Annotated in this window: 8 protein-coding genes; 2 read left to right on the top strand and 6 right to left on the bottom strand. The window is 73.3% G+C overall.

Features of this window, described 5'->3' with window-relative positions:
• Window position 1: 1 nt before the first annotated feature.
• From AB0K12_RS02725 to AB0K12_RS02715, 3 genes are all read right to left on the bottom strand, one after another.
• The gene (locus AB0K12_RS02725; RefSeq protein ID WP_364555123.1) at window positions 2–2983 is read right to left on the bottom strand and encodes a glycosyltransferase family 2 protein; all 2982 of its coding nucleotides are present in this window, start codon (window positions 2981–2983) and stop codon (window positions 2–4) included.
• A gap of 114 nt (window positions 2984–3097) precedes the next feature.
• The gene (locus AB0K12_RS02720) at window positions 3098–3358 is read right to left on the bottom strand and encodes a WhiB family transcriptional regulator (RefSeq protein ID WP_176903063.1); all 261 of its coding nucleotides are present in this window, start codon (window positions 3356–3358) and stop codon (window positions 3098–3100) included.
• A 316-nt stretch (window positions 3359–3674) separates the two neighbouring features.
• Window positions 3675–5519 (bottom strand): hypothetical protein, encoded by a 1845-nt coding sequence (locus tag AB0K12_RS02715; protein ID WP_364555122.1) that lies wholly within the window; start codon window positions 5517–5519, stop codon window positions 3675–3677.
• A 181-nt stretch (window positions 5520–5700) separates the two neighbouring features.
• Here AB0K12_RS02715 and cofD point away from each other — a divergent pair, with 181 nt between their 5' ends.
• Window positions 5701–6639, top strand: coding sequence for a 2-phospho-L-lactate transferase (gene cofD / locus AB0K12_RS02710; protein WP_364555121.1), 939 nt, complete (start codon window positions 5701–5703; stop codon window positions 6637–6639).
• On the top strand, window positions 6636–7913 hold the full coding sequence (locus AB0K12_RS02705) for a coenzyme F420-0:L-glutamate ligase (RefSeq protein WP_364555120.1): 1278 nt from the start codon (window positions 6636–6638) through the stop codon (window positions 7911–7913). Before cofD ends, AB0K12_RS02705 begins: the two co-directional genes overlap by 4 nt.
• Before the next feature lie 3 nt (window positions 7914–7916).
• Here the strand turns inward: AB0K12_RS02705 and AB0K12_RS02700 are convergent, their stop codons facing one another.
• The 3 genes from AB0K12_RS02700 to AB0K12_RS02690 all read right to left on the bottom strand — a co-directional run bounded on the left by AB0K12_RS02700 (window position 7917) and on the right by AB0K12_RS02690 (window position 13242).
• On the bottom strand, window positions 7917–9665 hold the full coding sequence (locus AB0K12_RS02700; protein WP_364555119.1) for a substrate-binding and VWA domain-containing protein: 1749 nt from the start codon (window positions 9663–9665) through the stop codon (window positions 7917–7919).
• 83 nt (window positions 9666–9748) lie between these two features.
• Window positions 9749–12295 (bottom strand): bifunctional FO biosynthesis protein CofGH, encoded by a 2547-nt coding sequence (locus AB0K12_RS02695; RefSeq protein ID WP_364555118.1) that lies wholly within the window; start codon window positions 12293–12295, stop codon window positions 9749–9751.
• A 50-nt stretch (window positions 12296–12345) separates the two neighbouring features.
• Window positions 12346–13242 carry a DNA-3-methyladenine glycosylase 2 family protein gene (locus tag AB0K12_RS02690; protein WP_364555117.1) on the bottom strand — a complete coding sequence of 299 codons (897 nt, stop codon included), beginning with the start codon at window positions 13240–13242 and terminating at the stop codon, window positions 12346–12348.
• Window positions 13243–13251 lie beyond the last annotated feature (9 nt).

Raw genomic sequence — 13251 nt, 5'->3', positions numbered from 1 at the left:
ATCACGCCCCCGCCAGTGCCACGGCGCCCGCCTCCGCGCCTTCCTCCTGGCGCCGGCCGGGAGCCGCGAGGAGGGCCACGACCAGCACCATCGCGCCCTGGACGTACAGATACATGGTGTGCAGGACGCCGACCGGCTGGGCCGGCACGCGGGTCACCGGCTCGGCCAGCCGCCACAACCCGCCGCCCGTCTGCGACAGGCTCATGCGTTCGAGCGACGGCTGCGAGTCGAGCGTCGCGGCCAGCGCGGCCGGTACGGGCGGCGCGACGGCGACCATCCCGATGCCCTGCTGGGCGAGCGTGGCCGCGTCGCCGCCCCGGCCGCCGACCAGGCCGCGCACGGCGTTGCCCACGCGGGCGCGCTCCTGGGAGCCGACGGGTAACTCGGACTCGCCGAGCAGCGGGCCGCGCCCGTGCAGCAGGGTGAACGACGAGCCCTTGAGCACGAGGGTGCGCTCGCCGTTCACGGTACGGGCGGCGGCCAGGGCCGGCATGACGTCGGGGGCGTCGCCGACGAGCGGCCCGCGTACGCCGGTGGCGATCCAGAACCCGGCGGCCAGCAGCGGCGTGCTGAACGCCACGGCCGCCACCGCACCCGCGCCCAGCCGGCGCAGCCCGCCCGAGGCGCGCAGCTCGGGCAGCCGGTGCGCGGTCAGGCCCACGAGCACCACGAGCCCGGTCCCCGCGAACGCCAGCGGCACCCCCGGCCAGGCCCGCGCCCCTTCCACGGTGATGCGGCCGACCAGGATGGCGGCCAGCACGCCGTACAGGGCGACGGCCCAGCCGATGGCGACGATCATCCGCTGGCGGCGCATGAGCAGCGCGGCCAGCGCGGTCAGGACGAGCCCGGCCGTCACCCAGTACGGCGGCAGCCCCGGGCCTCCGGGGCTGAGCGCCAGGAGCGACTCGGGGGCGAGCGCCTGGTCCACCAGCGCGGGGTCGTGCAGCCCCGCCTCCAGCAGCAGCCTGCCCGGGTCGGTCGCCAGGCTCGCCAGCCAGGGCAGCAGCAACGCGGGCGGCACGGCGAGCGCGATGCCCATCGACACCGCGATCCCACCCCGCGCGCCCGAGCCCCGCCGAAAACGCCCACGCCCAGAGCCATTCCGTCCAGAACCGCCGCGCCCGGAGCCACGCCCAGAACCGCCGCGCCCACTCTCGCGCCCACTCCCGCGCCCACCGCCATCGGGCCCGGCGCCGCCGCGAAGCCGCCCGCCCGCCTGGCGGCCGGCCGCCGATCGGCCGGTGCCGCCGAAGGCCACCGCGCCGAGCACGCCCAGCACCGCGAACAGCGGATACACCAGCGGCACGAACGCCGTCCCGACCGCCAGCCACAACCCGAGCGCCCATGCGGCCCGCCGCGCCCTGCGCCGGTCGGCGGCGAGCAGGGTGATGCCGAGCAGCCACGCGTACACGGGGACGAGCACGAACACCACCGCCGTCCCCAGCCGTCCGGCCGCGATGGCGCCGGTGGCGACGGGCAGCAGCGCGTACGTGCCCGCCGCCCACGCCCGCGCCGGCACCCCGGGGATGACGTGCCGGGTGGCCAGGTACGCCGCCGCCCCGGCCAGCGGCACCGACCCCAGCAACAGCACGGACACGGCGACCCACGTCTTGCCGAACGCCAGCGTGGACAGGGCGGCGAGCACGGCCACGTAGGGAGGCGCCGGCGCGGTCGAGCCGAGCCCGATGTCGTGGAACCCCTCGGTGTAGAACTCCCAGAGGTCGCGGGCCCCGCCGATCACCGGGACCAGCGCGCCGCCGCCGAGCCGTTCGCCGCCGAGCAGCGAGCGCTCGGCCACCAGCGTCACGAGCGTGAGCGCGACCATGAGGATGACGCCTGGCCGGCCGATGAACCGCTGGAAGGCCCCGGTGTCGGGCGGCGGCACGACCTCCTGATCGGGGTCGGCGGCGGCGACGTGGTGCCGCCCGGCCGAGTCCACGGGCGCCTGGCCGGCGAGGAAGCTCTGCACCATGTCGGTGAGCCGGCGCCAGGCGGCGCCGCGGGGCGTCATCAGCCGTTTGATGCGCCCATACCCCTTCTTGCGCCCGTTTCGGCGGGTTCGCCGCGCCCGCATCAGCCGCAACGGATGCGCCAGCACCGAGCCGAGCGCGACCACCTCGTCCAGGGCGTTCGCGGGTTGTTTGCTGACGATGAACAGCAGCGTGCGGAAGGCCGAGCCGAGCAGGTTGCGCAGCAGGGCCCAGAGCATGGCGCGGAACGGCAGGTTGGCCATCACCACGAAGATCGCGTTGCGCCGGTCGAGCCGGCGCGGATGGTCGCCGCTGACCGTGATGCGCCGCCGCCTGCGGGCCGCCGCCTCGGCGTGCCAGGCGACGGCGGAGGTGACGTTGAGCACCTTGTGCCCGGCGTTGCGGACCCGCCAGCACAGGTCGAGGTCGTCGCGGAAGATCGGCAGGAACGGGTCGAGCCCGCCGGTGCGCTCCCAGACGTCCCGCCGGATCAACATGCCGGCCGTGGAGACCGACAGCACCTCCCGCGTCCCGTCGTGCTGCCCCTGGTCGAACTCCAGCGGTTCGAGTCCGGTGTCCCTGCGGCCGGTGCGGCCCACGGTCACGCCGATCTCCAGCAGCCGCCGCCGGTCGAGCCAGTCGCGCAGCTTGGGGCCGAGCACGGCGGCCTTGGGGTCCTGGGCGGCGGCGGTGAGCAGCTGTTCCAGCGCGCGCCTGTCGGGGGCGCTGTCGTCGTGGAGCAGCCAGATCCACTCCTCGCGCCCGGCGGGCGGCAGCTTCGCCACCACCTCGGCGACCGCCTCGCCGAAACCGGTCGAACGGGGCAGGGAGAGCACGTTGCCGGGGCCGAGCGCCTGGGCCAGCAGGTCGGCGGAGCCGTCCCTGCTGCCGTTGTCGACGCCCGCCACGCGGTCCGGTCTGCGGCTCTGGTTGATCAGCGCACGCAGGGTCTCCCCCAGCCAGCGCGCGCCGTCATGAGCGACGACGATCGCGGTGACGTAGGGACGTGACATCGCTGGGGCTCCCGGGGGATGATCAGGCGCGCCCACCATACAGCGACAAGCCGATCAAGAGATGCGAAAAGGGTCACACGGCGTTCCGCGTGACCCCTTCCCCCCCTTGTCGTCCTATACGGCTTGGCGCTTGATCCGTCTGCGCTCCCGCTCGGACAGCCCACCCCAGATGCCGAAGCGCTCATCGTGCTCGAGTGCGTATTCCAGGCACTCGGCACGGACCTCGCACGATCGGCAGACCTTCTTGGCCTCTCGGGTGGAGCCGCCCTTCTCCGGGAAGAACGCCTCCGGATCCGTCTGCGCGCACAAGGCGCGTTCCTGCCAGCCGAGTTCTTCAGCGTCAAGCTGTTCCTGTGCGATGACCGGATCGGTCACTGCACACCTCCCTGCCGCCCGCCCGCAATGGAGCCCCCCATGGACGCCTTCCTTATTACCCACCCACGGGAAGGCGTAACAACATGGTTGTAATTACACGCGTGTGCTGTACGCGGCGTCAAGCGGCATGCAGGTATCCGGGGAAAGACCAGATCTCGCCCCGGTGTGCTCGGCATGTCATGTTCGAAGCCGGACTGACACCGTGCGCATGGGTCGTCCTGGCTCGTGCAACACTCTCAGCGGTCGGAACCGTACCAGGGCGGGAAAGACGCCCGCCCGTGGCCCACCTTCTCTCTAGTCGTTCATTGCCGGTCCGTTACCTGCGTGGCTCGTTGGGGGTGTATATGGCGGTCGGGTCGATGGGGTCGTCCCCCGGCCCGCGCTGATCGCCGAACGCGCCCTGCTGGAACTGGTCCAGCCGCATCGTGGAGTCGGCAGGTGCGCCCTCCCACTGCCCCTGCTGGGCTGCCGGGGCCTGGTGGGTGGGCTGGTACTGGCCCTGCTGCGGCTCGTACCCGGCGCCCTGGGGGTGGCCGAACGGGTCGTCGTACGGGCGGGGCTGCGGGGCGCCGGCGTTCGACTGGTACGTGTCCGCCTGCTGGTAGGCGTCCATGAGCTGCTGGGAGCGCGGGTCCACGGGCGGGTCGGGCTCCTGGTAGGCGGGCTGGGCGAACTCGTGGCCCGAGTAGCCGGTGAACGGCTGCCCGCCCTGCTGCTGGTCGAAGGCGCTCTGTCCCTGGTACGAGACGTTGGGGGCGGTGTCGCCCGTGGGGTAGGGCTGGTCGTTCGCCGGAGGCGCGTACGGGCTCTGCTCGGGCTGCGGAGCGTACGGGCTCTGGTCCCCCTGGGGGGCGTACGGGTTCTGGCCGGCCTGGCCGTAGACGTTCGGCTGGCTGTCGGCCGGGACGTAAGGGGCGGGGGTGTACTCCCCGGCCGGCGGGGACGCGGGCGCCGTGTCCGCGGGGGCGTAGGAGCTCTGAGCGGCGAAGGGCTGCGGTTCGGGCTGCTGCTCGAAGCTCTGAGCGGCGAAGGGCTGCGGTTCCGGCTGCTGCTCGAAGCTCTGGGGGGCGAACGGCTCGGGCTGCTGCTGGTCCGAGGGCGCGGCCGGCAGGGCGCCCCTGATCTGCGGGGCCGCCGGCGGCTCCGGCTGGCCGCCGAAGCTCGGCGGCTGCGGGCTGTAGCCCGGCGTGGAGGGCGGCTGCCGGCCGTAGGCGGGAGCGGGGGGCTGCTCCTGGCTCTGGACGGGCTGCTGGCCGCTCATCGGCTGCTGGGCGTAGCCGGGCACGGAGGGGGGCTGCTGGCCGTAGCCGGGGGTGGAGGGCGGCTGCTGGCCGTACGCGGGGTCCTGCTGGCCGTAGCCGGGACTCGACGGCGGCTCCTGGCCGTAGCCGGAGTGCGGGCCGGGAACGGGCTGCTGGGCGGGCTGGGCGGGCTGCTGGCTCTGGGCCGGCTGAGCGGGCTGGCCGGGGGCCGGTTGCTGGCCGCTCATCGGCTGCCGGCCGTAGCCGGGGGTGGAGGACGGCTGCCGGCCGTACGCGGGGTCCGGCTGGCCGTAAGCGGGGTCCTGCTGGCCGTAGCCGGGCCCGCCGGGGACCTGCTGGTGGTAGCCGGGCTGCTGGAAGCCGGGCTGGCCGGGCCCCGCCTGAGGCTGGCCGGGCTGCCCGTACGGCGGCTGCTGGTCGAAGAAGCCGGGCTGCGGCCCGAACTGGCCGTGATACACCTGCGCCGCCGGCCGCTCGGGCAGCACCTGCGGAAGGAGGTAGACCAGGGCGATGGCGGTCAGGGCGAGGGAGGTCAGCCCGGTCAGCACGAACTCGATCACGCCGCGCCCGCCGAGCCCCGCGGCCAGCCCGGCGAAGAACGCCACGAGTCCGAACAGCGCGGCGAGGCCCAGACCGGCCGCCGCGCCGTACGCGATGGGTTTGGCCTTGGGCGACGGCTCGCCCACCTTGGTCACCAGGAGCACGGACCCGAGCAGCAGCGCCGTCACCACCGGGTTGGTCAGGCTCGACAGGTTGGTGGCCGCGCGTTCCGTGAACGACGACAAGGCCGACGACCCGACCAGAAGGTGGCCGATCGCCAGCAACACCCTGATCAACCCGGTGACGAGCATGATCCAAGCGGCCGGCTCCTTCAGCCGGGCTACGTCAAGTTTGCTCACAAGTACCCCCATCAGACCCATTGGTCCGAAGGGAGTTTGCCACATCACCGACTCAGCCGCCGGGAGTCACAGAAAGCACTTGCCTATCAAATCGGCTAATACCTCGACATATAAGGCAGAGCGCTTCCGTAAAACAGATCCCGCGACGGGCTCGCCGCGGGCCGGTGGAAGACTGGTCCGCATGCACATCGTGTCCCTCGCCGGCGGCATCGGCGGCGCCCGGTTCCTGCGCGGCCTGCGCGCCGCCGCCCCCGACGCCTCCATCACCGTCATCGGCAACACGGGCGACGACATCACCCTGTTCGGCCTGCGCGTCTGCCCCGACCTCGACACCGTCATGTACACCCTCGGCGGCGGCATCGACGAGGAGCAGGGCTGGGGCAGGGCGAAGGAGTCCCACGTCGTCAAGGAGGAGCTGGCCGCGTACGGCGTCGAGCCGCAGTGGTTCGGGCTCGGCGACCGCGACTTCGCCACCCACATCGTGCGCTCGCAGATGCTGGAGGCCGGCTACCCGCTCTCCCAGATCACCGAGGCGCTCTGCGCGCGCTGGCAGCCGGGCGTGCGGCTGCTGCCGATGACCGACGACCGCTGCGAGACCCACGTCGTGATCGAGGACGAGCACGGCAGGCGCGCGATCCACTTCCAGGAGTGGTGGGTACGCCTGCGCGCCTCGGTGCCCGCGCAGTCGTTCGCGCTGGTCGGCGCCGACACCGCCAAGCCCGCGCCGGGCGTGCTCGAGGCGATCGAGCAGGCCGACGTGGTGGTGCTGCCGCCGTCCAACCCGGTGGTGAGCATCGGCACGATCCTCCAGGTGCCGGGCATCCGCGAGGCACTGCTGCCCAAGACCGTCGTCGGCGTCTCGCCGATCATCGGCGGCGCGCCGGTGCGCGGCATGGCCGACGCCTGCCTGACCGCCATCGGCGTCGAGACGACCGCGCAGGCCGTCCTCGAGCTGTACGGCGCCGACCTGATCGACGGCTGGCTGGTGGCCGAGGAGGACGCCGGGGCCGCGCTCGACGGCGTCAGGGTGGTCGCCGGGCCGATCCTCATGCACGACGCCGACGCCGCGGCCGGCATCGCCCGTACCGCACTCGACCTCGCCCAGGAGCTCAGCCGATGACCACCACTCCCCAGCACGTCGAAGTGATCGCGGTGACCGGCATCGGCGAGGTGCGGCCGGGCGACGACGTGGCGGCGCTGCTCGCCGGCGCGGACGTGCGCGACGGCGACATCGTGGTGGTCACGTCCAAGATCGTGAGCAAGGCGGAGGGCCGCGTACGCCACGCGCCCGACCGCACGGCGGCGATCGCGGAGGAGACCGCGCGGGTGGTCGCGCGGCGCGGCGACACCGTCATCACCCAGACCCGCCACGGCTTCGTGATGGCCGCCGCCGGGGTCGACGCCTCCAACACCGAGCCCGGCACGGTGCTGCTGCTGCCCGCCGACCCCGACGCCTCGGCCAGGCGCATCAGGGCGGGCCTCGGCCGGCGCGCGGGCGTGATCGTCTCCGACACGTTCGGGCGGCCGTGGCGCAACGGGCTGACCGACGTGGCGATCGGGGTGGCCGGGCTGCGGCCGCTCGACGACTACCGCGGCCGCGCCGACTCCTACGGCAACCAGCTGAGCGCCACGGTCACCGCGCTGGCCGACGAGATCGCGAGCGCGGCCGAGCTGGTCAAGGGCAAGCTCGACGGCGTCCCCGTGGCGATCGTGCGCGGGCTCGCCCATCTGGTGACCGACGACGACGGGCCCGGCGTCCGGCCGCTGGTGCGCCCGGCCGACGAGGACCTGTTCCGTCACGGCTCGCGTGACGTGGTGTTCGCCCGCCGGACGATCAGGGAGTTCTCCGGCGAGCCCGTCGATCCGGCGGCGGTGCGCAGGGCGGTCGCCGCGGGCATCGCGGCGCCCGCGCCACACCACACGACGCCGTGGCGGTTCGTGCTGCTGGAGTCGCCCGAGACCAGGACGAAGCTGCTCGACGCCATGCGCGAGGCGTGGATCGCCGACCTGCGCGGCGACGGCTTCTCCGAGGAGTCGATCGCCAAGCGGGTCAGGCGCGGCGACGTGCTGCGCAACGCCCCTTACCTGGTCGTGCCCTGCCTGGTCATGGAGGGCTCCCACACCTACCGCGACGACCGGCGCAACGCCTCGGAGCGGGAGATGTTCGTGGTGGCGACGGGCGCGGGGGTGGAGAACTTCCTCATCCAGCTCGCCGTCGAGGGGCTGGGCTCGGCGTGGGTGTCGTCCACGATGTTCTGCCGGCCGGTGGTGCGCGAGGTGCTCGACCTGCCCGAGTCGTGGGACCCGATGGGCTGCGTGGCCGTCGGTCATGCCGCCGCGCCGCCCCGCGACCGCGCACCCCGCGACCCGGCCGACTTCATCGTCGTCCGCTGACGGTCAGGTCGTCGGCTTGCAGGTGGGGTGGCACAGGCGGCGGGCCAGCGCGGCGAGGAACACGTCGATGATCTCGCCGGGCTCCTGCGCCTCGTGCAGCGAGCCGTTGGTGGCGGCGGCGATCTGCGCCAGCCCGTCGCGGTCCACGCCCTTGCCGAAGGCGATGACGATGATCTGCACGGGCCGGTCGGGATCCCACTCCTCGCGCAACCGCCGTACGAGGTCGGGCAGTTCGACGCCCTTGCCGTCGTCCTTGCCCCCGGTGATGACCAGAAGCGAGTTGTTCATCTCCTCCCGGTAGTCGCTCGTCACCCTGCGGAAGCCGCTGAGCACCGCGTCGTACAGGGAGCTGTCGCGGCGCGGATGCGCGGTGATCGTGCTGGTCAGCTCGTCGAGCCGGCCCTTGCGGACGACCTGGCCGCGCTCCGGTTCGCTGATCGGGCCGAGGCCGACGAGCTGCCGGTAACCCTTGATGCCGCCGATGCCGTCGGCGAACTCCCACAGGCCCATGTGCGTGGAGTCGGGGAAGAGCCGCAGGCCGATCTTGGCGGCTTCGAGGGCGACGTCCAGCCGGGGGCGGCCGTTCAGCCGCTCGGCCATGTGCTTGGAGGTGTCGGCCAGCACGAGGATGTTCGTCGCGGGGGCCAGGCGGCTCCAGGCGCGCAGGGCCGCGTCGATGTCGTCCGGTGAGACCGACGTCCTGGTCAGGGGCGCGGTGGTGGGGAGCTGCGGGCCCGGCGAGATCGGGCCCTGTCGGCCGTCGCCCGACCTGAACCCGGCCCGCCTGACGATCTCCTGCGCCTGCTGGCCGCGCAGCCACGCGGCGAACGCGCTGGACGCCTCGGCCACGGCCGGGTCGCCGGCGGTCACCACGTACGGGTAGTCGAGGTTGATCGTGCCCTCGCGCGGGTGCAGTGCCACCACCGGGTCGGCCGACGGCCGCAGGCCGTGCTGGAAGACCGACTGCTCCGGCACGATCACGACGGGCCGCTGCCAGAACGTGCGGTCGTCCACGGCGGCCAGCATGCTGCGGTAGTCGGGCGCGGAGCCGGCCTGCGCCCACCGGACGAACGCGGTCAGCGCCTTGTCGGCGTCGGGCCCCGAGCCGACGACGTCCCTCGCGGCGGCCACGGTCGCGATGCCGGCGCCGGCCAGCGAGGGGTCGGGCACGCGGACGACGTCGGGCTCGTCGGCGGTGGGCGCCAGCCGCCCGCGCACGGTCGAGGGGAAGACCATCCGCCAGTTCATCTGCGTGCCGCCCACGGAGAAGCGCCTGGCCAGCGACGACCGCGTGGCGAACACCAGCGGAGAGGTGGCCACCACGCTCTCCTCGGCCGGCAGCGCGCTCGCGCCCTGCCGGCGGGCCAGCCTGATCCAGGCCGAGGAGTCGGCGATCCAGCCGTCGGGCCGCTCGCGCAGCACGCCGGCCCGGTCGCCGATGAGCGTGCGCAGGACCGTGGCCGGCGGCTGCTCGGTCACCTGGACGAGCACGCACCGGCCACCCGCGGCCGTCTTGGTCGCGTTGAACGCGTCGGCCGCCTCCATGACGGCCGGCGCGATGTCCACCGCGGCCGCGACGTCGACCAGAACAGGCTCTCGCGTACGGCACAGCAGGCCACCGCCGCCGAAGACGACGACGAGACCGGCCGCGACGATCGCCACGGCCGTCAGCCCCGCCAGCATGCCGCGCCTGAGCGCTTTCCTGCGGCGCTGCTCGGGGGACAGCGCGGCGTGGTGCCGACCCGACCGCAACGGTGAACCTCTCTCCCGGGGGAGTGACGATTCTCCCAGCGCCTCACCTGGCGCACGCAAGACGTTGTTAGAACATGTTACAACTAGGCCAGCGGCAGGACCTTTCTGACGCTCTGGCAGACGCCGTCGCTGGCCGCCGAGGCCGCCAGCCGCTCCGCGCTGGGGACGCCGTACTCGGTGGTGCGCTGCCTGACCGGGCGGCCGCTCACCTCGACCATCGCGCGCAGCTCGCTGATCGTCTTGTACGACCCGTTCTCCGACCCGGCCATCCGGCTGATCGTCTCCTCCATGAGCGTGCCGCCGAGGTCGTTGACCCCGCCCTGGAGCACCTGGCGGCACAGGTCGTCCTGGAGCTTCACCCAGGAGCACTGGATGTTGGCTATGGCGCCGTGCAGCAGGATCCTGGCCAGCGCGTGCACGGCCCTGTTCTCCTGTGCGGTGGGCCCCGGCCTGGCCACGCCCGCGAGGTAGATGGGCGCGCTGGTGTGCACGAACGGCAGCAGCACGAACTCCGAGAAGCCGCCGGTCTCCTCCTGCAGCCTGCGGATGAGCTTGATGTGCCTGACCCAGTGCAGGTGGTTGTCCACGTGGCCGTACATCATGGTGGAGGTGGTGGGGATGCCCACCCGGTGGGCGGTGGTGATGACCTCGATCCACTCCTTGGCCGGCAGCTTGCCCTTGGTGAGCACCCAGCGCACGTCGTCGTCGAGGATCTCGGCCGCGGTGCCGGGCAGCGAGTCCACGCCGGCCTCCTTGGCGGCCTCCAGCCAGTCGCGGATGGACAGGTTCGTCCGGCTGGCGCCGTTGATGACCTCCATCGGGGAGAACGCGTGCACGTGCATGTCCGGCGTGCGCTCCTTGACCGCCCGCGCGATGTCGAAGTACGCCGTGCCGGGCAGGTCGGGGTGGATGCCGCCCTGCATGCACACCTCGGTCGCCCCGGCCGCCCACGCCTCCTCGGCCCGGTCGGCGACCTGGTCGAGGCTCAGGGTGTAGGCGTCGGCGTCGGTCCTGCGCTGGGCGAAGGCGCAGAAGCGGCAGCCGGTGTAGCAGACGTTGGTGAAGTTGATGTTGCGGTTGACGACGTAGGTGACGTCGTCGCCCACCGCCTCGCGGCGCAGCCCGTCGGCGATGGCGGCCAGCTCGTCCAGCGCCTCGCCGTCGGCGCCGAGCAGGGCCACGGCCTCGGCGTCCGTCAGCCCGGCCGGGTCGGACTCGGCGCGCCGCAGGGCCTGCCACACGTCGCTGGGCGTGCCGGCGGCGACCGTGCCGAGCCGCTCGCGCAGGGCGTCCCAGTCGCCGTAGACGTGGTCGAAGTCGTCGCGGCGGTCGTGGGTGCGGCCGGTCGTGTCCACCTCGACGTGCAGGTCCACCCGGCCGGACGCGGCGAACCCGCCGTCGGGCTCCTGCCAGGGGCGGCCTTCGAGCACGGCGTCCTCGCGGGCCAGCCCGGTCTCGGGGTCGGCGAGCGCGGCGACGTGGGCGAACAGGCGGGGGTCGAGCCAGGGCTCGCCGGCGCGGACGTACTCGGGGTAGATGGTCAGGCGTTCCCTGAGCGCGAACCCGGCATCGCGCGTGCGTGCCGCCAGCTCGTCGATCTGCGGCCACGGCCGCTCCGGGTTGACGTGGTCGGGGGTGAGCGGGGACACGCCGCCCCAGTCGTCGATGCCGGCCCTGATCATCAGCTCGTACTCGGCGTCCACCAGGTTGGGCGGCGCCTGGAGGCGTACGCGGGGGCCGAGCACGAGCCTGGCGACCGCGATCGTGGCGGCCAGCTCCTGCAGGTCGGCGTCCGGCAGGCCGCGCATCGCGGTGTCGGGCTTGGCGCGGAAGTTCTGCACGATGACCTCCTGGACACCGCCGTACTCCCTGGCCACCTTCCTGATCGCGAAGATCGACTCAGCGCGGTCCTCGACGGTCTCGCCGATGCCGATAAGGATGCCCGTGGTGAACGGCACGTTGGAGCGCCCGGCGTCCTCCAGCACCCGCAGCCGCACGGCCGGATCCTTGTCGGGCGAGCCGTAGTGCGGCTGCCCCTTCTCCTCATAGAGCCGGCGCGACGTGGTCTCCAGCATCATGCCCATCGACGGCGCCACCGGCTTCAGCCGCTGCAGGTCACGCCAGCTCAGCACCCCGGGGTTGAGGTGCGGCAGCAGACCGGTCTCCTCCAGCACCCTGATCGCCATGGCCCGCACGTAGGACAACGTGTCGTCATAGCCATGGGCGTCGAGCCACTCCCTCGCCTGATGCCAGCGGTCCTCCGGCCGGTCGCCCAGCGTGAACAGCGCCTCCTTGCACCCCATCGCCGCCCCCTGCCGGGCGATCTCCAGCACCTCGTCAGGGCTGAGGAACGGCGCGGGCAGCTTGTGCGGCGCGGTCGCGAAGGTGCAGTAACCACAGCGGTCCCGGCACAGCCGGGTCAACGGGATGAAAACCTTCTTGCTGTAGGTGATGATCCCCTCGCGGCCGACGGCCCGCAGCCCGGCGTCGCGCACCCGGGAGGCGTGGTCGAGGAGCGTGTCGAGGTGGCCGTCACGGGCGTGCAGCAGGACGGTCGCCTCGGTGACGTCGAGCGTCTTGCCGTCCCTGGCGCGGGCGAGGGCGCGGCGGAGCGCGGAGTCAGAACTCATAAGGTGCACAGTACGTCGGCCTGAGTTCGCCGTACGCACCCAGGGTCGGCTCAGAACGACCGGTAGTCGCGCACCGGCATGCGCGGCCCCCTGGCCGGCGGTCGCAGCCCGGTGAGCCAGACCAGCACGGTCGCCCGGTGCCGATGCCCCGCGTACGGCTCCAGCAGCCGCAGCATCCCCCGGTCGTCGGTCTTCTCCCCCGTCAGGGCGTAGCCGACCAGCTTGGCCAGGTGGAAGTCGCCCACGCTGACGGCGTCGGGGTCGCCGAGCGCCCGCTGCCGCACCTCCGCCGAGGTCCACACCCCGACGCCGGGCAGCGCCCGCAGCAGCTGGTCGAGCTCCTGCGTGGTGGCCGCCGACTCCAGCTTGTCGGCGTGCCAGGCCGCGGTGGCGATGGTCCGCGCGCGGACGGCCTCCGCGCCCGCCCGGTGCCAGTGCCAGCTCGGGATCTGCCGCCACACCACGGGCTCGGGCACCACCCGCATGCCCTCGGGCGCGGGACCAGGCGCGGGCTCGCCGTAATGCGCCAGCAGCCAGCGCCAGGCCCGCCACGCCTCCCTGCCGACGACCTTCTGCTCCAGCACGGCGGGCACCAGCGCCTCCATGACGCGGCCGGTCCGCCCGATGCGCACTCCCGGATGCTTGCGTACGGCCTCGGCCAGCACCTCGTGCCGGACGCTGAACCCGGACAGGTCGTCGTCCGCGCCGAGCAGCGCGGGCAGCGTCTCCAGCGCCCAGTCGGCGCCCGGCCCCCACGCCCGCCCGAGCACGGTGCCGGCCGCGACGCTCACCCGGAGCGTGCAGGGCCCGTCAGGAGTCCTCGACGTGCGCCAGACCGAGCCGTCATTGCCCTTGCGCCAGGTGGGGTCGCCGCCGCCCCTGCGGTGCGGGTGCAGGGCCAGCTCGACGTCGAGCGGCCCGCCGGGCACCCACCTGCGCTCTTTCACGCGTCCAGT

Origin of the sequence: Nonomuraea sp. NPDC049419, assembly GCF_040676995.1 — a bacterium.
Classification (GTDB): Bacteria; Actinomycetota; Actinomycetes; order Streptosporangiales; family Streptosporangiaceae; genus Nonomuraea; species Nonomuraea salmonea.
This window is presented reverse-complemented; position numbering and strand designations above follow the sequence as displayed.

What these genes read in the sequence shown, in the direction of transcription:
- AB0K12_RS02725 (WP_364555123.1), bottom strand. Translation starts at nt 2,983, where the DNA reads ATGTCACGTCCCTACGTCACCGCGATCGTCGTCGCTCATGACGGCGCG.
- AB0K12_RS02695 (WP_364555118.1), bottom strand. Translation starts at nt 12,295, where the DNA reads ATGAGTTCTGACTCCGCGCTCCGCCGCGCCCTCGCCCGCGCCAGGGAC.
- cofD (WP_364555121.1), top strand. Translation starts at nt 5,701, where the DNA reads ATGCACATCGTGTCCCTCGCCGGCGGCATCGGCGGCGCCCGGTTCCTG.
- AB0K12_RS02705 (WP_364555120.1), top strand. Translation starts at nt 6,636, where the DNA reads ATGACCACCACTCCCCAGCACGTCGAAGTGATCGCGGTGACCGGCATC.